Source organism: Novipirellula rosea, assembly GCF_039541335.1.
In the GTDB taxonomy this organism is placed as follows: domain Bacteria; phylum Planctomycetota; class Planctomycetia; order Pirellulales; family Pirellulaceae; genus Novipirellula; species Novipirellula rosea.
The window spans coordinates 303768-322969 of the sequence record NZ_BAABGA010000082.1; the positions used below are offsets into that span (position 1 = coordinate 303768).

18 protein-coding genes are annotated in these 19202 nt (G+C 54.8%); 10 read left to right on the forward strand and 8 right to left on the reverse strand.

What is annotated here, in order from left to right:
- Positions 1 to 61: 61 nt before the first annotated feature.
- The gene (locus ABD971_RS28150) at positions 62 to 1615 is read right to left on the reverse strand and encodes a sulfatase family protein (RefSeq protein ID WP_345327078.1); all 1554 of its coding nucleotides are present in this window, start codon (positions 1613 to 1615) and stop codon (positions 62 to 64) included.
- 879 nt (positions 1616 to 2494) lie between these two features.
- Here ABD971_RS28150 and ABD971_RS28155 point away from each other — a divergent pair.
- On the forward strand, positions 2495 to 3262 hold the full coding sequence (locus ABD971_RS28155) for an AraC family transcriptional regulator (RefSeq protein ID WP_339937601.1): 768 nt from the start codon (positions 2495 to 2497) through the stop codon (positions 3260 to 3262).
- A 245-nt stretch (positions 3263 to 3507) separates the two neighbouring features.
- Positions 3508 to 4188: a histidine phosphatase family protein gene (locus tag ABD971_RS28160; protein ID WP_339937602.1), complete on the forward strand. Its 681-nt coding sequence runs from the start codon at positions 3508 to 3510 to the stop codon at positions 4186 to 4188.
- 34 nt (positions 4189 to 4222) lie between these two features.
- Here the strand turns inward: ABD971_RS28160 and ABD971_RS28165 are convergent, their stop codons facing one another.
- The 3 genes from ABD971_RS28165 to rlmN form a co-directional block, all read right to left on the reverse strand.
- Positions 4223 to 4948, reverse strand: a complete 726-nt coding sequence (locus ABD971_RS28165; RefSeq protein ID WP_345327079.1) for a glycine zipper domain-containing protein — start codon at positions 4946 to 4948, stop codon at positions 4223 to 4225.
- Between the two features lie 46 nt (positions 4949 to 4994).
- Positions 4995 to 5282 (reverse strand): hypothetical protein, encoded by a 288-nt coding sequence (locus ABD971_RS28170; protein WP_345327080.1) that lies wholly within the window; start codon positions 5280 to 5282, stop codon positions 4995 to 4997.
- Positions 5283 to 5679: 397 nt separating this feature from the next.
- Positions 5680 to 6786: a dual-specificity RNA methyltransferase RlmN gene (gene rlmN, locus ABD971_RS28175; protein ID WP_486348653.1), complete on the reverse strand. Its 1107-nt coding sequence runs from the start codon at positions 6784 to 6786 to the stop codon at positions 5680 to 5682.
- 398 nt (positions 6787 to 7184) lie between these two features.
- Between rlmN and ABD971_RS28180 the strand changes: the two genes are divergently transcribed.
- The gene (locus tag ABD971_RS28180) at positions 7185 to 8381 is read left to right on the forward strand and encodes a M20/M25/M40 family metallo-hydrolase (RefSeq protein WP_345327081.1); all 1197 of its coding nucleotides are present in this window, start codon (positions 7185 to 7187) and stop codon (positions 8379 to 8381) included.
- A complete protein-coding gene (locus tag ABD971_RS28185; RefSeq protein WP_345327082.1) occupies positions 8371 to 8622 on the forward strand; it encodes a (2Fe-2S)-binding protein in 252 nt (83 codons plus the stop codon). Before ABD971_RS28180 ends, ABD971_RS28185 begins: the two co-directional genes overlap by 11 nt.
- A 190-nt stretch (positions 8623 to 8812) precedes the next feature.
- Here ABD971_RS28185 and ABD971_RS28190 read toward each other — a convergent pair whose 3' ends face one another.
- A complete protein-coding gene (locus ABD971_RS28190; protein ID WP_339937611.1) occupies positions 8813 to 10126 on the reverse strand; it encodes a porin in 1314 nt (437 codons plus the stop codon).
- 644 nt (positions 10127 to 10770) lie between these two features.
- Between ABD971_RS28190 and ftsY the strand changes: the two genes are divergently transcribed.
- The 3 genes from ftsY to ABD971_RS28205 all read left to right on the forward strand — a co-directional run bounded on the left by ftsY (position 10771) and on the right by ABD971_RS28205 (position 13913).
- Complete coding sequence (gene ftsY, locus ABD971_RS28195; RefSeq protein WP_339937612.1) at positions 10771 to 11793, forward strand: signal recognition particle-docking protein FtsY; 1023 nt, start codon at positions 10771 to 10773, stop codon at positions 11791 to 11793.
- Positions 11794 to 11797: 4 nt separating this feature from the next.
- Positions 11798 to 12379, forward strand: a complete 582-nt coding sequence (locus ABD971_RS28200) for a MiaE family protein (protein WP_345327083.1) — start codon at positions 11798 to 11800, stop codon at positions 12377 to 12379.
- Between the two features lie 442 nt (positions 12380 to 12821).
- Positions 12822 to 13913 (forward strand): hypothetical protein, encoded by a 1092-nt coding sequence (locus tag ABD971_RS28205; protein WP_345327084.1) that lies wholly within the window; start codon positions 12822 to 12824, stop codon positions 13911 to 13913.
- Positions 13914 to 14044: 131 nt separating this feature from the next.
- Here ABD971_RS28205 and ABD971_RS28210 read toward each other — a convergent pair whose 3' ends face one another.
- Positions 14045 to 14353 (reverse strand): hypothetical protein, encoded by a 309-nt coding sequence (locus ABD971_RS28210; RefSeq protein WP_339937616.1) that lies wholly within the window; start codon positions 14351 to 14353, stop codon positions 14045 to 14047.
- Positions 14354 to 14621: 268 nt separating this feature from the next.
- On the reverse strand, positions 14622 to 15416 hold the full coding sequence (locus ABD971_RS28215) for a methyltransferase (RefSeq protein ID WP_345327085.1): 795 nt from the start codon (positions 15414 to 15416) through the stop codon (positions 14622 to 14624).
- Between the two features lie 130 nt (positions 15417 to 15546).
- Here ABD971_RS28215 and ABD971_RS28220 point away from each other — a divergent pair, with 130 nt between their 5' ends.
- Entirely contained in the window at positions 15547 to 16449 is a 903-nt protein-coding gene (locus tag ABD971_RS28220) for a hypothetical protein (RefSeq protein ID WP_345327086.1), read from the forward strand.
- On the forward strand, positions 16446 to 17153 hold the full coding sequence (locus ABD971_RS28225) for a class I SAM-dependent methyltransferase (protein WP_345327087.1): 708 nt from the start codon (positions 16446 to 16448) through the stop codon (positions 17151 to 17153). The genes ABD971_RS28220 and ABD971_RS28225 overlap by 4 nt, the downstream gene beginning before the upstream one ends.
- A 14-nt stretch (positions 17154 to 17167) precedes the next feature.
- On the opposite strand, the gene ABD971_RS28230 is transcribed toward ABD971_RS28225, so the two are convergent.
- A complete protein-coding gene (locus ABD971_RS28230; RefSeq protein WP_345327088.1) occupies positions 17168 to 17908 on the reverse strand; it encodes a 3-keto-disaccharide hydrolase in 741 nt (246 codons plus the stop codon).
- A gap of 233 nt (positions 17909 to 18141) precedes the next feature.
- On the opposite strand from ABD971_RS28230, the gene ABD971_RS28235 reads away from it, so the two are divergent.
- Complete coding sequence (locus ABD971_RS28235; RefSeq protein ID WP_345327089.1) at positions 18142 to 19080, forward strand: sugar phosphate isomerase/epimerase family protein; 939 nt, start codon at positions 18142 to 18144, stop codon at positions 19078 to 19080.
- The last annotated feature ends 122 nt before the right edge of the window (positions 19081 to 19202 follow it).

Sequence of the window (19202 nt, forward strand, 5' to 3'; positions counted from 1 at the left end):
CGAAGCACGCTAACGCCCCCTACGCATTTCCGCGTCGGCGGTGACCTGCGATTCCCCAATGTTATCGGCTTGGGGCACTGCGGCCACTCGCGAGCGATTGCTCTAATAGTGAACTTAATTCTTCGACAATCTCGGGATGCGAAGCGGATAAATTCCGCGTCTCGCCTGGATCGGCTTCCAAGTCAAAAAGTTGCCCTGGAGCGTCAGGAGCTGTGTCTGGCAAGTGGTACTCTTTGAGCTGGAAATGCGACTCATAGTTGTTCCCTCCCGATCCTTTGTGCGCTAAATACTTCCAACGTCCTCGCCGGATCGCCAAGTATTTACGACCGCCAAACCCTTGCTGCAGCAGATACGGACGAATGGGATCCTGTGGGGAAGCATCCAACATCACCGGCAGCATGCTGAAGCTGTCTTCGGCCGCATCGTCGGGAAGCGGCGTATCGACGATCTCGGCAATCGTCGCCATCACGTCGGTGAGCGAAGTGAGTTCCGAAGACGTTGTCCCGGCGGGTACTTTGCCAGGCCAGCGGACAAGAAACGGAACACGGTGGCCGCCTTCCCAGTTATCACGCTTAACCCCTCGCCACGGACGTGCTCCGTCGTGACCGTGATCGTGCCGCATGTGATAAACCGTGGGGACTTCGGGACCGTTATCACTGGTGAAAATGACCAACGTATTGTCATCGAGATTCAGACGCTTGAGCGTCTTCATCAACTCGCCGACAACATAGTCCAACTCGAAAATGAAATCGCCGTGCGGCCCAGAATCGGTTTTGCCTTTGAACGCGTTGCCAGGAAAGGAGGGCAAGTGAACCGCTTGTGTGCTATGCAGCAAAAAGAACGGCTTCTCAGGTGTTTCCGCGACATGCTTGTTGAGAAATTCCTGACTCTTTTTCAGAAAGACCATGTCGACCTCTTCGAGATCAAAGTCCGGCGCAACCATCCCTCGACGGTTATCGTTGGCATAAGGATGTTTCGGTAGTGTGGACTGATCGAGCTGCTTGACGGGCGGAATGGGAATCTGTTTTCCATCGATAAAAGCGTACAACCAATCGGTCGTGGGGCAGCATGCGGTACCAAAGAAATGGTCGAACCCACAATCCACGGGTCCGCCATCGATGGGTCGCGAATAATCAATTCGCTTGACCGCTTCAAGATTTCCGTGATGGATCGGTTCCCCCTGCTGATCGTAAAACGTCAATCCAATATGCCACTTGCCAAAGCATGCGGTGCTGTAGCCTTGATCACGCAGCATCGATGGTAATGTCATTCGCCCTGGAGCGATTAGCGATGGTCCGCCTGCACCTGAAAACACGCGGCCGCCGTTGGGAATCCGAAACGCCATTTGCCCCGTCATCAAACTGTAACGCGTTGGCGTGCATACGGTGCAAGGGCTAAGCGCATCAGTGAAACGCATTCCTTCGCTCGCGAAGCGGTCAAGGTTCGGCGTCGGAATTTTCGATTCGGGGTTGTAGCATCCCAAATCGCCGTACCCCAAATCGTCCGCCAGGATCACGACCACGTTCGGCAGTTCGGCGGCGAATAACGTGTTTGAGAAACCGCCGCAGGTGGACGCCACCAGGACGCACACCGCTAAGTTCAAGATCAGCTTCATGAGTTTTAGATCGATCTTCGGGGGGAGGGCGAAGGAAAAGCAGGTTTCGCGTCAGCACCGCTTTTGATGCCGGCGAGAGCTGTCACCATAACAACCGGCAATGCAAAAGTCATGCTGTTAGCATGCATCCGCTCGCCCGATTCGGACTGCCGACGATTAGCAACTGGAGTTCCGAGAGGGCAGGATCCATCCATACACTGTCGCTCTCGGAACAAGCGTTTGGAGGGAGACGAATTGATCCTAATGACGGACGAGCCCTGCTCATTGGACGAAACGATTGCGACTCGACAAATATGCGCACAATGGCGGAGAACCAATTACAATCCATCAGCCGGCTGGACACGGTTCATTACGAAACAGGCGGTAAATGACACTGTTTGGCAATTGATTCCTACAATGGTGGGGTTGGACTGGGGGAACGCCCCCTCCCACAGCCAGCAGGTCCGGGCGGCACAAGATTAATGATTTGCGACACCTCGATACTAATTTGCGACACCCAGCTGCTTGGTGCTAGGGCGCCGAGGGACCTCACCAAGACGGAGCGATGCCGACAATGGGCCCGCTCGGTTTTAATTCACCCCAATCATTGGCCTTGCGATCGATTGCGATGCTATGATTCACGTAAATCTTCTCTTCGACTTAGCCGCCATAAAGCATGTTTTTCAAAACGAAATATCCCCGATGCTGGACTCGATCGGTGGGGCTGTTCTCGGTTACCCGAAGCGTGTTAAACCGCGTCTGCATTGCGAGCGTTGGCCCCCGTGAAGATTCGCATGCGAATGCTCGCATGATTGTTCACGGTCATTCGTTACCGAATCTTCATCGCCACGAATTTGCCGGCTCTTACTTCTCGGACGCCTTTGGCAAGGACCGACGACCATGAACACTTGGTTAAAACCAACCACAGAATTCGCCGCGAGACAGATCACCAGCATCGAAGTGGGGTTGCTAGGTCAGCTTTTCGATCAAGCAGATGATGTCGCGTTTTTCATCAAAAACGAACACGGGCAATACGTGTGCGTTAATGAATCGCTGGCGAAGCGGCATGGCTTGAAACGTGCTGCCGATGCGATTGGCAAACGCCCCTCTGAAATCTGTCCTGGCGACTTCGGACAAGTTCCCGCCGAACAGGACGCCAAGGTTTTACGAACCGGACGCGCGTTAGTTGGCCATCTTGAAATGCAGTGGCATCGTCCTCACAAACCGGTTTGGTGTCTGACCACGAAGCTGCCTATTATCGATTCCGATGACCAAATCATCGGCTTGGTGGGCTTCTCACGCGACGTCCGTGTGCCGGTCGAAACCGATATCATTCCTAATGAATTTGCGATGGCGCTCGAGTTCTTTGAACAAAACCCGATCGAGATCAGCACCCCTTCGATGTTAGCGGACCGGGCAAATATGTCACTGCAGCGTTTGGCCCGGCTGACGAAACGCCTGTTCGGTCTGACCCCCAGTCAATTTATACGTCAAACACGTGTGGCAACGGCATCGCGGCTGCTGCTGGACACCGACAAAACAATCGCAGACATTTCATTTTCGAGCGGGTTCTATGACCAAAGTGCCTTCACCCGAGCGTTCCGCGCCGCAACCGGCGTAACGCCGTCGCAGTTTCGCCAACAGACCCAGAACCTATCGAAGGAATGAAGCGCCGCCGAAACCAATCTTCCGCAAAACTTTACACTCGGCCGCTTAGAAACTCGCGGCAACGGTAATTCAAAGTAGCCACACGCTTGGTGGCGGCTCGCATCATCGGTTGCGATCCCTAGAATTGAGACGACCGGTGGGATACGCATCGGTCATTCACCTCGCAATTCTATCGAAATGCCTGTGACGGCGTGGCTTGGGCCATGCTGAGAACTTGGCTGCAAGCACGGACACAATAATCGACGATGCAACTTTACCTGATTCGACATGCGGAAAGCGAAAACAATGCCATGCCGCCCTACCAACGGGTTGAGGATCCTGCGATCACCGCGCGGGGTCGGTTGCAATCCGAGTATCTTGCCAAATGGACAAGCACGCTGAGGATCGACACGTTGATCACAAGCCCGTTTCGCCGATCGATCCAAACCACGCGGTTCATTCTGGATCAGTCGCCACAGCGTGTTCACGTTTGGCACAATGTCTTTGAACGCGGCGGCTGTTTCCGTGGCCATGGTCCCGATGCAACCGAGGGTGGCCCCGGCATGGGACGCGCGAGCATCGAACAAGAATTTTCGGCTTTGCCCCACGACTGTATCATCGACGAAACGATCACCAATGCAGGCTGGTGGGCCGGCAACGCACGAGAAACCGATGACCAGGCGAACGCACGAGCCGGAGTCGTCACCGAGCGGTTGGTCCAGTCGTTTGGAGCCAGCGGCAAAACGATCGTCGCGGTCATCCATGCCGACTTTAAACGATGTTTGTTGACAAAGATGCTTTCCGATGTAACCGACGTCGAAAAGATCGGCGCGCTCGTCAATACGGGAATCACCAAATTGGATTACGACGGCAAAGCGTGGCAACTGCATTGGCTGAATTCTGCCAGCCATCTGCCGTCACGCTTGGTGACTGGCAACGAAACGTAATCTTAACGCTGCGTTTCGGTATCTAATCGGCGGTTTACTGAGGACCGTGCAGTGTAGGCGAACCGAGAGTAGGCGAAGTCAATGTTGAAGAACTCTGCGGGGTGGGCTGCATCACGGGTGCGACTTGCATCGCATCGATGACGTATTCGGAAACGCCTTGGTCGTGCATCCCGATGATATCTCGCACACTCAGCGGCATCGTGATGCCGTGGCTTTGCAGATGATTTACCACCGCAGCGTCGGAAACTCCGCGACGTTTCATCGAGACAACGTCAAGCGGCGACAGCGGGCCCAGGTATTGTGGTTCCGCTTGCCAATCAGGCCGACTTCGATAGATCGTTGGCGGCGGAGCGGTTTCCATGCTGGAGTGCCCCAAATAGGCCGATGCAGACGGGTACGGCGACGTCGGCCGGTACTGCGGATATCCCGAATGAGGATAGGCAGGTTGTGGGTACGCAGGCTGCGAGTATCCCGGGTACGAGTGAACGTGCTGAGGCGGAGCCGAGTGATAGATTCGGTTGTGCTCGATTCGAGCATCCTTGTCGTTACCGATCGTTCCACCGGCGATCGCGCCGACGGCACCCCCGATCAAGGCTCCCGTCGTCTCATTGTTTCCTTTGTCACCAATCGCGGCACCAATCGCGGCGCCGGCGAGCCCGCCTAGGATGACGCCGCGACGCCGATGCGTGTGGTCCTGCGCGCTGGCAATATTCAGCGTGGAGGCAACCAAGACGATCGCGATCAAACTTTGCTTGTACATGACACGTTACTTTGATGAAAAAAGGAGAGACCGATGATGCGTGGTGTTATTGATCGTCGGTGGGCTGAGTCACAAATCGCGTTGCGGTGTCTGCTTTCGCCGGAGTTGCTTTCTGAGTGACTTGGACCTCACGCACCAAAATGCTCGGTCCGTAGGTCTTTTCGAGTTGTTCGTCACTCATGCTGAGCGGATTTTCGGTGTTCGAACGCTGTGGATTGGCGGGCTGGGCAGGTCGCGAAGGGGTCGACGAACGGAACAATTGGAAGGGGCTACGTGCGGAAACAGAGGTGTTCGCAGCGACAACAACAAACAGGAAAGCGGCAATACGTTTCATGGCAGAATGCTCGTTAGGTGGGATATTGGAACGGCTTTGCGTTGACCAATCACCACCGCCCCCGCGCTGACGATTCTTTGCAAAGCTTTGTTACGAAAGTTTTGCACACGATGAAAGAATTGCCGATAAAATAACGTCGGCCAGCCCACATGTGGGGATGCATCTCGGCAACGCGTGCCGGATGTGACGATTATGCAGCGAGCGGCGAGTTGCAAGGGCAATAAGATGCCCTCCTCGATTGGCGTGGGACATCACAATCTTTTGACTGAAAACTTTTGCGTAGTGGACGTGGCTACACGTCCTGCAAGCGGGATCTTTAGCAAGATCCACCACTCTCAGTAATAAAACAGCACGGTCTCACGTTGGGAGAGACAAAGCACGTCGTTCCGTACGCGACTTAGACCGATTGGCGGTTGCGACGCAATTGGCCACAAGCGGCATCGATCTCGCTGCCTTTGCGTTGCCGGAACATCACGTTGACACCGCCTGAAACCAAGATGTCTTTGAAGTCGGCAATCGCTTTGCTGCTCGGTGTCACATACGGCAATCCGGCCACTGGGTTGTAGGGGATCACGTTTAGCATCACGTTACGTCGGCGAAGGATTCCCAACAATTGATGAGCACAATCATCCGAGTCGTTCAAACCACCGAGCAGGACGTATTCAAACGTCAAGCGACGTCCGTTGGCTTCGAAATAGCGATCCGCCGCATCGAGTACCGCTTTGATACCGATCCGCTTGTTGACGGGCACCAGCTGAGTTCGCAGTTCGTTATTGGGAGCATGCAGCGAGACCGCCAAGTTGTAGGGGACGCCATGCTTGGAAAGCCGATCGATCGCCGGAGGCAGTCCGACGGTGCTGATCGTGATTCGCCGGGGGCTGATCCCCAGTCCCTCGGGGCTGCGTGCCTCGTCCAGCGCCGGTAACACGCGATCCAGATTAGCGAGTGGTTCTCCCATCCCCATCATCACGATGTGGCTGAGCCGTTCGTCTTCGTCCAAACGCGACTGCAGACGCAGCATCTGTTCCAGAATCTCGCCTCGCGTCAGATTGCGGTCGACGCCGTCGAGTCCGCTGGCGCAAAACACGCATCCCATCGCACAACCGACTTGGCTGCTAACACAAATGCTGCGGCGAATGCCATCGCGAAGCAATACACATTCGACTTCGCCTCCGTCAAACAGACGAACCAGCAATTTGTCGGTGCCATCGGACGAGCAAACCGCTTCGACCTCGCTGGCGCGGAAGATCACGAAATGCTGTTCCAGCTGCTCGCGAAGCTTTTTCGGCAGATCGGTCATCTCGGCGAACGTGGACGCACGACGCTGGTAGATCCAATTCCAGATCTGTTTGGCTCGGAACCCCTGCTGGCCTTGTTCGACAAGCCAAGTCCGAAGCTGATCGACATCGAGATCCAGCAGATGGATGCGTTGTCCGGCGCCATCACCGGAATCTTGAGCCGCGGTGCCGGGAATTGCAGCGGACGGAATAACGGGAAGATCCAACGGTGGGTACCAGCAGTAAGTAAAGGGGAAACAGCAGTGATTGATTGAGCTCAGCGAGCGTGCGCTCGCGGTCTATTCTAACGCAAGGATTCTCTGTGCAGAGGGCAAACTGGAAAGGAGTCTTCTGCCAATCGCTCGCCAATATTGTTAAATTGCGGCGACCGGCAATCCAATGCCATCGATATCGATAGCGGTGCGGCTTGATTGCTGTCGGTTTAGTGAGCCGCTGGCGCGTGAGCGGCCGGGTTCCACGCACTACCCGGTGCCTTACGTCCCACGGCTCACCGCTGGGATTGACTATCAAACTGACAGCCCGCTTGCGCCGCTCCGCTATAAAAACCACCCGCTTAGTGCCAAACGAGATGGCATTGACTTAACATCCCACCCGAGAGAGCCCTATGGATGCAGACAAGACACTGGACCGATTCCTCGAATTAGCCGCAATTCCTGGACTCAGCGGCGACGAAAGAGCCGTCGCAGAGTATCTGGTCCGCGTTTTTAAGGAGGCGGGGGTTCCCGATTCGCAAATCCAGTTCGATGCCGCCGAAACGCGAACCAACCTCAAGGGTAACTGTGGCAATCTGATCGTCACCCTGCCGGGCAACGGCATCGGGGCAAAAAGTGGCAGCGGGCCGAGAACGATGTTGTCGGCGCACATGGATACCGTTCCGATCTGCGTCGGCAGCCAGCCGGTGGTCGATGGCGACCAAGTGCGAAGCAGTGCGGCAACGGGGTTGGGGGCAGACGATCGCAGCGGGTGTGCCGCGATTTTGACCGCCGCACTCGAGCGATTGAAGCTGGGCGACGAAAAATTCCCCCCGGCAGTGATCGGCTTCTTTGTACAGGAAGAAATCGGATTGCACGGTGCTCGCAATTTGGATGTCTCGCTGGTTGGCAACGTCGACCGAGCGTTTAACTTCGATGGCGGAGCCCCCGAGAAAGTCACTATCGGAGCCGTTGGTGGCGAACGGATCACCATTAAAGTGTTCGGAACGCCAGCTCACGCCGGAGTCGCGCCTCAGCAAGGCGCCAGCGCGATTGTGATGGCATCCAAAGCGATTGCCGATTTGGATCAACGAGGATGGCTCGGCAAGATCGAAAAAGACGGCCGCAGCGGGACCGCGAATGTCGGTGTCATCCAGGGCGGTGACGCGACTAATGTGGTCACCCCGCTAGTGACTCTGCGTGCCGAAGCGAGAAGCCACGACGCCGAGATGCGGACGCGAATCGTTGCCGAAATTCGTCAAGCATTCCAAGCCGCTGCCGAAAGTGTCAGTACCGAATCGGGAGTTTGTGGAAAAATCGAATTCGAGACTCAGGTTGATTACGAGGCATTCCGGTTGGGCGAAGATCACCCGTCGATCCAGGCAGCCAACGACGCGATTTCCAAGGTTGGACGGACACCCTACTGCGATGTCGCCAACGGCGGACTCGATGCCAATTGGCTGTATCGTCACGGAGTCGAAGCGGTCACGCTCGGTTGCGGCCAGCGAAACATTCATACAATTGATGAACGTCTCGAAATCGCCGACTACCTCGATGCCTGTCGTATCGCGACATGGCTGATTACCGAAGGAGCCGAAAGTGCAGGATGATGACGAACTGTGCTTGTGCTTTCACGTCACACGCCGCAAGGTCGTGCAGTTCATTCGTGTTCAGAAACCCAAGCGGGCGAGCCAGCTTTCGGAGTGTTTTGGCGCGGGCACGGGATGCGGTTGGTGCCGGCCGTTTTTGCGCAAATTGATGGACGAAGCGAATCCGGAAACGGTGAACTTGCCCGCCCCCGAAGATTACTCGCTGCAGCGAGCCGAGTACCGCAAGCACAAGTCGAGCTAGATTGCGAGTGCTTCGATCGGTACCGTGAATCGTCGAAAGTCTTGACGGCTTCCGCTACGGCCGTGACCTTGATTCTTAGCTGTAACAAAGCACGAGGGCAAAAATAAAACCCGGCCGCCTTTTCCAAGGCGACCGGGTCTTTTTCAATCTGTGATTCGCTTACACGATTCGTTGCTCGTTTACACGAAGCTTAGAATGTGAAGATCGAGTCAACACCGAAGGTCCATTGCTCGTCGTCGTTGTTCTCAAGAATTCCCGCAGGATTTCCTTCGACCCAGTCGTAACGAATTTCAGGACGAACGGTGACGTTGGCGTGTGGCTTGTAGTTCACACCAGCGGTCAAGGCGTAGACGTCGACGTCGTTGCCAGCCAAAACGCCCGACTTCGCATCGTACCATTCGAAACGCGTTCCGTAGGACCAGCAATCGTTGATCGAGTAGATCAAGTATTGGTTGATGTCGAACGTTTCGCGAGCGGTTGCTCCAGCACGATCTTCGGTGTCAAGCACGTCGCTTTGGAAGATGTACTGAAGTTTGTCCGACAGAGCCAAATCGGCAACGATCGAGTGCATGTAGCCCTGCTCGTATGCGGCTTGGTTGTTGGCGAAAACGCCTCCGACGGTGGCGTAAGTGACGGTCAAGTCATCGGTCAAACCAACCGACAATCCGCCGAGGAACGCGTCGCCGTTGTCTTCGAAACCGCTATCCCAACCCATCACGTATCCACCGTAGGCGGTGACGTTGTCGTTCACGTTGTAGGTTGCCAAAGCACCGGTGTGCGTAAATGGCTCGCTGTTGTACATCGTGTAAGCGTGGCTGTAGAAGAAGTTGCCAGTCGCTTGAACCACTTCCCAACCGATGATGGTGTAGAAGTGACCAACTTTCACGGACAGGTCGCCGTAACCGGCTTCCATGTACAACTGAGGCATCGCGTGTCCGTAATCGGATCCGTTATCCCATCCGTTGTCCCAGTGATCGTTGTTGATACCGAACGCTTGGGTGTCTTGCGAGTCAGTACCGTATAGATAGTCAATGCGACCACCGATATCGAAACCGTTCGATGTGTCGATTGCCTTTTCGGCGTACAGCCAAGCTTGGTGCAGTTGCAATTCATCGGGACGGCTGTTGAACAACGGCAATGCGTCGCTGTGGTAGCCCATTTGAATCCAACCGCCAGCGGACCAACCGTTGTGCTCGCCGAACAAGGTCCAAGGGTCGCCCAGGCAGCAATCGCCACCGGTCAAGATGCTGCCGATGCCGCATCCCGATCCCGAACCACATCCGCAGCCAGCCGAGTCGCAACCACCGTCGCATCCGCCATCACAGATGCCGGTGTCACACGTGGGAGCTACAGGCTCGCAACCGCAAACAGGTTCGCCGCAATCGCAGCCTTTTTGGGCACAGTGCGAAACCAGGTTAATTTCGTTTGCACGGACATCTGAATTGATTCCGGCATTAACGCCGCAGGCCATCATGGCCAGCATCGCTAGTTTGCTAATTCTCATAATCGCTCTCTACTCCCCATCATCCGTAAAGGGTGACTGTATCTTCTGCTTTAATTACAACCACGTGAATTTTCCTAACGACAACAAACCGTCAGGGAAAATGCAGGTCTACGCCCGCATTAGGTAGAACGAATTCGAAATTTCCGCCTGAAGAAAACTGCGAGAGCTCACTTCAAATTGCGATCGACACTCCTACGTCCACGCTAAGTCTTCACAGCAGATATCGGAGTCCCGTCGGGAATCGCACGCACGAATGTGACGATTCCGACGACGTATGCCCAAGTCAGGTTCCACAAGTGCATCTTGTAGGAATCTTGCGACCTGGACCTGTGAATCTCTCTGGTCAAACTTAGCCGGTCGAAACGGTCGGTCGGTCTACAATCATTTCATCGACTGTAGCAATTTTGATGACTGAACGTTTTCTATCGATGAATCTAAACATTCGATATCAGTGCCGTTACAAATTAACATTTGCCCGTTTCGCCGCCGAAAACACGCTACTTGGCTAATGATCCAGCCCCCCGGCGGGACGACACAATTAGGTCGGATCTATACGAAACGATGCTCATCGGGCAGAATCGTTGCTTTCCTTTCCGACGTCTGCAGCGTCCGATTCTCTCCTTCGACAAGCAAGTGATTCACCGATGGCGTTTTGGCGATCCAAAAACACCGCTTCTGACGACCCTTCCACTGTCGACTCGGCTAAAGCCCCCACACAGGGGCAGTCAGCGGATGTCGCTAAGAAATCAGGTGGCGGTCTGCTCTCAAAAATGCGTGCCGGGTTACAGAAAACACGTCGTACGCTGAACACCGATATCCGTGACCTGTTCAAGAGTGAAGGCCGGCTCGTTGATGACGCGTTGCTCAGCGAATTGTTTGCCAAACTGATCCGCACCGACATGGGAATTGGCCCTGCCGAAACGATTCGGGATGATGTCGCAACCCGTTTGCGAGGCCGAGTGGTGCAGTTCGAAGAGGTCGTGCAAACGATCACCGACCAAACCCGCAGCATGCTGCAGCAAGAATCGACCTCGCTAAATCTTGCCGACGCGGCCCCCACCGTGATCCTGGTCGTCGGGGTTAACGGCAGCGGAAAAACCACCTCGATTGGCAAATTGGCCAACCATTTACATCAATCGGGCAAAAAAGTTGTGCTCGGGGCAGGCGATACGTTTCGTGCCGCTGCGGTGGAACAATTGACCGTTTGGGCGGGGCGAATCGGATGCGACATCGTTACCGGCAAACCGGAGGCCGATCCGGCCAGCGTCGCGTTTCAAACGGTCCAACAAGCGATCGACACCGGCGCCGATATCGCGATTATCGATACCGCCGGCCGTTTGCAGACGCAAACAAACCTGATGCAGCAACTCGAGAAGATTCGCCGCGTGGTGGAAAAGAAAATCGAGGGGGCGCCCCACGAAGTGCTGCTTGTGCTTGACTCTACCGCGGGTCAAAACGCGATCAGCCAGGCACGTGGATTCAGCGAAGCCGCCAAATGCACCGGCATTATCCTGGCGAAACTTGATGGTTCGGCCAAAGGTGGCGTCGTGCTGCCGATTCGCGAACAGTTTCAATTGCCTGTGAAATTTGTGGGGCTGGGCGAAGGCATTGAGGATATTGCCCCGTTTGACCCCGCCTCGTTCGCCACCGCATTGTTCTCGGAGTAAGCCGATGTTGCATTTACAATCCGAATCCGCAGCCCGCTGGCTCGAGCAAGTCGATCAAAATCTTGACGAAATCCTAATCGATCACGCCCATTGCGAACGCAAAGCAGCGTCCACGGCGATGAACTTTATCAATGCTTATGCTGAAAATCGCGATCTCTGTCGCGAGATGAAGCGAATTGTCGAAGAGGAACTCGAACACTTTGAAATGGTGTTGGATATCCTCGAAAAACGTGGGGTCGCGTTCCGTCGATTGACGCCGGGGCCGTACGGGAAAGATCTGAACGAACTCGTTCGATCCCAAGAACCTGATCGCGCCGTCGACCGGTTGCTTGTTGCGTCGCTAATTGAAGCCCGCAGCTGCGAGCGTTTCAGTCTGCTTGCCGAGCACGTTCGCCCGCGCGAACCAGAGCTGGCCGATTTCTACGCGGGACTTTTCGAAAGCGAAGCAAGACATCACACCACCTACGTGCGACTGGCCGAATACTTTGCCCCGCGGGAAACGGTTCGCGACCGACTGAACCAACTGTCCGCTTGCGAAGCAGAGATCATTGCCGCAGGTTCCCCGCTGCCGCGGATGCATAGCTAGCAGTGTGTTTCACGCGGCGGCGGCGTGGGGTGCGAGATTTCGTGCTTTGTTTCGAAGCTGCGTTAGGATCGCGGAGCGATCAACGACGATGGGCGTGTTTCACGGGCGGCGATGGAAAGTGAGTTTTCATTGACGGGCTCGCCCGGGGATCTTGTCGGTTTGATTTCTGCAATTTCCAGCAATACAGTTTCTCTGCAGGACGATCTTAGCGGCTCAGTTTAACCCACCCGCTCGCCCTCGCCCTTTTCCAAGACGGAAACTGGAATTCAAGCTCCGCTGCTTTGCAAATTCTGCTTTGCGAAGCAGCGGGGCTTGATCGACCGGAGGATCCGGCAAGACAACATACGGAAGTCTTGTTCGCACAAAGCCATTGCTCACGCAGGTCGCCCCCTGCGGAAACGCTCGATGGATTTTGCCGAGATCAAAGAAAAGGAATATCGAAATGCTACGCTCCCTCATGTTTTCGTCCGCGATTCTGTTCGTCCAATCCGCGGGGCTCCCTAAAACATTGCAAGCATCCAGCCCTGAAATCACGTTTGATTTGCCTTTGGTTGTCGCGGCCGTTTCGAATTCATGCGACAGCAACGGTAGACGACTCGTCGACGTGGAATTGAAACTTTCGTCGATGATCGTGGCCCCCGAACCCAAGCGGATCGATCAATGGATCGTTCGTTGCCAACCCCGTGACCGGACAATGCAAATTGCCGACTACGCTCCGCAAACCGAAGTGGCGAGTCCGATTCAAGGTCCGATCCAAATCAAGACCACCGACGAAAATGCCAAGACTGCAGGATTGTCCGTCGATGGAACGCTTTCGCATTTCGCTCGCGGTCATCTTGGTGCCGACCAGACCAACAAGACCATTGAATCGCTTCAATACGATCGCGTCTCGCCGGTGCAAACGGTGACAGCATCAGGCACGATCAATCGAGGACGCGGCGTCTATTTCAAATTGAAATGGACCGAACAGCAAGTGCTCGAGGGCGAAAAGACATTTCGCTTGACCATGAGTGTTCCCGATGAATGGCGGGGCGGATTGATCGACGTTTCCGTGATCGCGCAAAGCGAAAAGAAATCGTTCGGGGGTTGGGACAAAGAAGTGGTCACGCTCGGTAACGCCCATTTCGTGGTCGCTGCCTACAACGATGGCGATCAAACCGCTTTCCATGCCGCCAAGAGTCTCTCGAGTGCCGAAGACGCGCTGCGGCGTGTTGCAATCCTGCATTTGCAAAAGCGAAACACTTCGTTGCCATCGCTGGTGCGAAGCGTCACTCAAATTTTCGATGCCAATGATCGCGACCGTTCCACTCGCTGGGTCGAGCGTTTGCTACTCGATGCAACCAATCCATATTCGGACAAAGAGATTCTGGAACTGCCCGTCCAAACACGGGTCGTTGCCATCGATTACTGCGAAGCCCGCGAGAAGTTCACTCGCTTGAACCAACCTTCGCCGATCGAAACGAGGATGACTGATGTAGCCGATGCAGGCGAGCCCGCCGGGCGGTACTCCGCTGCCAAGCCAGCGGTAGAGTAGGTTCGCGTTGTCGTCCACGCAGCTCGCCCCTCGCGATGTCATCCACTTTGGTCGCGACGCGGCGCGAGAGCCGCCCGGTTGCAGTGAGTGAAACGTTCGAAATTTATCGGGCGTCTTAGTTATCGGGCGGCCTAGTTATTACTAAAGCCGATCGCGTGGAACGCATCACGCCCGAGCGGATTTTTTAAAAATTGACGATGGCATTCGGGACACAAATCGTAGCGTCCCTGCAGACTCGTTTCCGCATTGGACAGATCCATCTCGTCCTCTTCTGCGATGCCTTCAAGGATCTGATGCAACTCAGTCAAGTGATCAATGTCCTCATCAAAATCACCGAGTTGCGGATCGGGTGCGGCTTGAACCTCAAGCTGTACCGTGTATCGAATTTCGCAAGCGGTATCGATTTCCCGTTTACAACGATCACAGGTGTAATGAATCATCAATCAGTCATCCAACCGTGGGTTAATCTCGCCAACGCGCCGGGTACACAAACCCGATGCTGAAATTCAAACGAAAAGAAACGTGACGAGCTATCTTAATATTAGTGACGTGAGCGATGCGGTCGCAAGGCAAATTGCCCTTACTTTTTTTAACAAACAAACCCGAACCTGACAGATGCTTGACAAACGCCACCGCATCGAGTTAATGGCGTTACGATCACCATCGAAATGTGTCCGATCCCTTACCACCCGCTTCACGCTGCTGATTTTACTGCGCCGTGGGGGCGGAGCTGAACTCTCCTTCGGAAACAATTTCCGCATTGGCGGCAACCCGAATCTCTACGATCAAACTTGGTCGAATTTCACTCTCTAACGTTTCCCAGTCGCGAGAATCCAGCACCTTGGTTTGATAGTGCTCGCTTTGAACTGCGTCGATAAGTCGCGTAACAGCTTGTTTGTTGTGAACGATAAACAAGCATCGTCCGCCCGCATTCAGATGCGGCTTTAAGTGATCCAGCAATGCATCCCGCCACGCATCATGATCTTCGATCCCAGAATGAGCCGCCGCGTTGGCTGAGACAACGGGGGGGACCGCATCCGAAAAATTGACGAGGATCAAATCAAATTTTTCTTTTTCTTGGACGCCTGACAACACCTCTTCCTTGTGCCCGGTCGCCCGCACTTCCAAATTCGCCTCGCTATCCAAGGCTGCGGCGTTATAGCGTGCATTAGCCACCGCGGCGGGATTCCAGTCGATCGCGACCACTCGGCTCGCTTCATTTTGAAGACACAAAATGGCGATCAATCCCGTGCCGGTCCCTACTTCTAACACGTTTCGATTTGCCGCGATGCTGTCGTCGATAATCAGCTTGCGAAGCGATTCCGTCTCGTCTAGATCCAGCGGAACGGATTCAAATTGGACCAAGTCGCCAAACAACAACGATTCCATCGGCCATGTTTGGACCACCCCGTATGAATAGTCCAAGTCGTCACGGTAACCTCGCGAGCACCCACAAAACGAAACCGCGAGCCACGCGAAACACACTGTTCTTAAGATCCGCATCGTCTCACCTCGCAAAGCCCCTCAAAAAGATCCGATTCGTGCACTATGGTATCACAGGGCGGCGAGGGTATCACGAGTATCCGGTTTTGACGACAAGTTCCGGCAAAGGACGCTATCGAGGACAATACGCATGGCGACCATCCTTTCGGACGCATCACGAACTACAACGCGCTCGCTACGGGGTTTGATCTCGATCCCCAACATCCTTTCGCTGGATGCCCCGTTGGTTGCAATCGGTTGGCAGTGGCTGATGCTTTTCGCCTTTGCCAATCCCGCCACGAGAAATGAGCAAACGCTTACGGCGCCAATGTTCACCGCGTCGACCATCGTTTTGTTCATGAGCGTGTGGTTGATTTACACGGCCGATCGATTGTTGGATTGTCGGCGGATGGACTTCGACCGCAAAGCGTCACGGCGACATCGGTTTGCTAAACGTTGGTCCCCCATTATGTGGCCGCTGTGGGGCGCCGTGTTGATGCTTGGTGGACTGATTGCACTGACTCATTTACATCGCGAACTCTTGTTCGCGGGCAGCATCTTGTTGATCTTCGTCACCCTCTACGCCGCAGCGGTCCATTATCTCCAGCGTGGGATTCCAAAAGAGTTCATTGTCGGAACATTGTTTGCCATCGGTGTCAGCCTGCCGGTTATGACATCGCGTCTGACGTTATCACTTGTCATCGCGATCGGATTGTTAGCAGCCTTGTTCGTACTGAATTGCTTATGTGTCGCCAAAGCCCAACGCGCAAGCGATCGCCAACAAGGAATCGGTTCGGCGATCTTGATGTTCCCTCATTTATCCGTACGTCTCCCTTGGCTTGCCGGCATGTTAGCCACTGCGTCGGCGGTGCTGGGTACTGTCGGGTTGATCCCTACTTCGATTGCGGCCACCATCTCGCTGAGCAGCATCTTGCTGATTCCGATCGCAGTGTCGATCGATGATCAAATCGGCGGGCTGACCGCATCGCAATGGGGCGAACTTGCCGACTATGCACTGTTGTTGCCATTCATGGTCATGGCGATCGTGACATGAGCGACCGCTGTTCCGCTGGCTACGACCGGCTCGCCCGTCACTACGAGTGGATCGAGAAACTACGATTCGGCAATACCCTTCAGCGGGCTCGCGTCTGGGGCATCCCCTCGCTTGCCAATGCCAATTCGTCCCCCCACGTGCTGGTGCTCGGCGATGGTGATGGCCGATTGCTCGAAGCATTTTTGAAGCATTGCCCCACCGCGCACGTCACCAGCGTGGACGCCAGTCCTAAGATGATCGAGCTGCAACGCAACCGTATCGCTGGATTGTCATTGCACGATTTGGCGAATGAGCCACTTCAAAATGCGGTAACGTGGATTAAGTCGCCGATCGAGTCGTTCGTGTTTCCGACGTCGACGTTTGACATCGTGATCACCGCATTTTTCCTCGACTGCTTTGACTCACATCAACTCAGCAAGCTGTTGCCGCGAATCGCCGATGCACTAAAGCCGCACGCGATTTGGTACGTTGTCGATTTTTGTGAGCCCCCGCGAGGACTCCGGCGATGGTGGGCAAGGTTCTGGCTCGCCATCATGCATGCGTTTTTTCGCTGGCAAACCGGATTAAAATCTCGCTGCATTGTTGATCCTGGTCCAATGCTTCGCTCGCTCGGATTTGAAATACAGCGTGAAAAAACATTCCACTTTGAAATGATCGTTGCCGGGATCTATCAGCGGCGAGAGCCCCAACGTATGCAGGACTAAAGTGCAACTCTTCGTCACTTCAGCAGCGCTGCGGTGGTGGCCTCGTCCGCCATGCCGTCGGGCAATTCCATGATCCGGATTTTGCGAAAGTGGATTTCACGGCCTTCGGACTCTAAACAGAGGTATCCCTTTTTCAAGGATGCATTTCGGATTCCGTTGACGAACTTGCCGTTCACCGAAAGCTTCACTGTCCCATCGACCGCCACGACGACGTAGTGGTTCCATTGCCCGACACCTTTACAGCGGTTTTCGAGCGACTTGCTGCGAGTGCCACGCGGATTGTCGGGGATCGCGGTCATCCCGCCCGCACCAAACAGTTCACCGTGAACGTAGGCGATCGGCGGCAGCGTCCCATCGGCACGTTTGTTCTGGTTGACCCAATCCAGTTCCAACATTTGCACTTCCATTCCCAATGGCAATCGATTCTTGGGATCGGGTGTCGCGTCGGACCAAAGAAAAACACCCGAGTTGCCGCCCGGTTCCATATGCCGCCACTCGATATCGAGAATGAAGTTCTCGTATTGACGATCCGAACGCATCACTCCGATCGGCTGACCGGTGCAAACCAGCAAGCCGTCTTTGACGCTCCAGGTATCAGGCGATGTGTTGACGTCGACCCAGCCCGATAAATCTTTGCCATTAAAGAGATCTCGAAACTGCAGATCCTGAGACATGGCCGGAGTGGCCACCGACATCCATCCGAAAAGCAGTACCGAGAACAGCGGGGTCGCGTACCGCAAAAAAGTCGTTTTCATCAAATTTCCGTCGAATTGACTGGGGGTGGGATAGGAACAGGCAGGGGAGGCAGCGTGATTATAGACCAAGCAACACGCAACCCGATCTCTTTCCAATGACATTTTTTACGTCGTTTACCTCGCTTACCCCAAGCGAAACGGCGGACGACAAATTACAATTTAGCGAAACAATTCAATGACACCCCCTCCTTCATTTCCCCCACCCATATCCAAGACACAGGATCCCTTTCACGATGCGTAATCTCCCTAACGCTCCGAGTCGTCGCCAGTTTTTGCAAGCCTCGATGGCCGCCGCCGCAGCAACCACTTTGGTCAGCAACCGCGTGTTTGCCGCCGAAGGCAGTGATGCTCCCTACAAAATTTCGCTCGCCGAATGGTCGCTGCATCGCACCCTTCGCGATCAATCCAAAGGGATCACCAACCTTGATTTCCCTCGCATCACCAAAGAAGAGTTTGGGATTGACGCGGTCGAGTATGTCAATCAATTTTTTAAAGACAAGGCACGCGACACCCACTATTTGACCGAACTGAAAACACGCTGCTCGGACCTCGGTGTCAAAAGTCTATTGATCATGGTCGATGGCGAAGGCCGATTGGGAGACCCCGACGAACAAAAACGCAAGCAAGCGGTCGAAAACCATCACCAATGGGTCGAAGCAGCGAAATTCTTGGGATGCCATTCGATTCGTGTCAATGCAGCCAGCGGTGGCACCTACACCGAACAACTCGATCGCGCCGCCGATGGACTTCGCCGACTGAGTGAGTTCGCCGCACCCCACGGCATCAACGTGATCGTCGAAAACCATGGTGGGCTCAGTAGCAACGCCGCTTGGTTGGCCGTGGTGATCGAGCGAGTTGGCATGGATAACTGTGGAACGCTTCCCGACTTCGGCAACTTCTACATCACCCGTGGCGAGAACCCCGATCTGTTCAACCGCTACCATGGCGTGCAAGCACTGATGCCGTACGCGAAGGCGGTCAGCGCGAAAACACACGAGTTTGATGCCGACGGCAACGAAACGTCCACCGACTACGAACGCATGATGAAAATCGTCGTGGACCACGGCTACCACGGTTACGTGGGGATTGAATTCGAAGGTGGCGGCGACGAATACGAAGGCATTCGCAAGAGCAAAGCGTTGCTAGAAAAGGTCGCCAAGAAAATCGGCTAGTTGCTGACCGAGAACAAGGTTGTGCCGACGTTAGCGGCAAATTCGTTTCACCCTCCCAGCCTGCGTCGGGAGGGTCGAAAAACGAGCCTCCCGCGAGCTTTTCGGGGAGGGCTGGTGAATTC

Coding starts and splice junctions, on each gene's coding strand:
- ABD971_RS28215 (WP_345327085.1), bottom strand. CDS start 15,416: ATGCGGATCTTAAGAACAGTGTGTTTCGCGTGGCTCGCGGTTTCGTTT.
- ABD971_RS28200 (WP_345327083.1), top strand. CDS start 11,798: ATGTTGCATTTACAATCCGAATCCGCAGCCCGCTGGCTCGAGCAAGTC.
- ABD971_RS28205 (WP_345327084.1), top strand. CDS start 12,822: ATGCTACGCTCCCTCATGTTTTCGTCCGCGATTCTGTTCGTCCAATCC.
- ABD971_RS28225 (WP_345327087.1), top strand. CDS start 16,446: ATGAGCGACCGCTGTTCCGCTGGCTACGACCGGCTCGCCCGTCACTAC.
- ABD971_RS28150 (WP_345327078.1), bottom strand. CDS start 1,615: ATGAAGCTGATCTTGAACTTAGCGGTGTGCGTCCTGGTGGCGTCCACC.
- ABD971_RS28235 (WP_345327089.1), top strand. CDS start 18,142: ATGCGTAATCTCCCTAACGCTCCGAGTCGTCGCCAGTTTTTGCAAGCC.
- ABD971_RS28190 (WP_339937611.1), bottom strand. CDS start 10,126: ATGAGAATTAGCAAACTAGCGATGCTGGCCATGATGGCCTGCGGCGTT.
- ftsY (WP_339937612.1), top strand. CDS start 10,771: ATGGCGTTTTGGCGATCCAAAAACACCGCTTCTGACGACCCTTCCACT.
- ABD971_RS28210 (WP_339937616.1), bottom strand. CDS start 14,353: ATGATTCATTACACCTGTGATCGTTGTAAACGGGAAATCGATACCGCT.
- ABD971_RS28230 (WP_345327088.1), bottom strand. CDS start 17,908: ATGAAAACGACTTTTTTGCGGTACGCGACCCCGCTGTTCTCGGTACTG.
- ABD971_RS28160 (WP_339937602.1), top strand. CDS start 3,508: ATGCAACTTTACCTGATTCGACATGCGGAAAGCGAAAACAATGCCATG.
- ABD971_RS28180 (WP_345327081.1), top strand. CDS start 7,185: ATGGATGCAGACAAGACACTGGACCGATTCCTCGAATTAGCCGCAATT.
- ABD971_RS28155 (WP_339937601.1), top strand. CDS start 2,495: ATGAACACTTGGTTAAAACCAACCACAGAATTCGCCGCGAGACAGATC.
- ABD971_RS28165 (WP_345327079.1), bottom strand. CDS start 4,948: ATGTACAAGCAAAGTTTGATCGCGATCGTCTTGGTTGCCTCCACGCTG.
- ABD971_RS28170 (WP_345327080.1), bottom strand. CDS start 5,282: ATGAAACGTATTGCCGCTTTCCTGTTTGTTGTTGTCGCTGCGAACACC.
- ABD971_RS28220 (WP_345327086.1), top strand. CDS start 15,547: ATGGCGACCATCCTTTCGGACGCATCACGAACTACAACGCGCTCGCTA.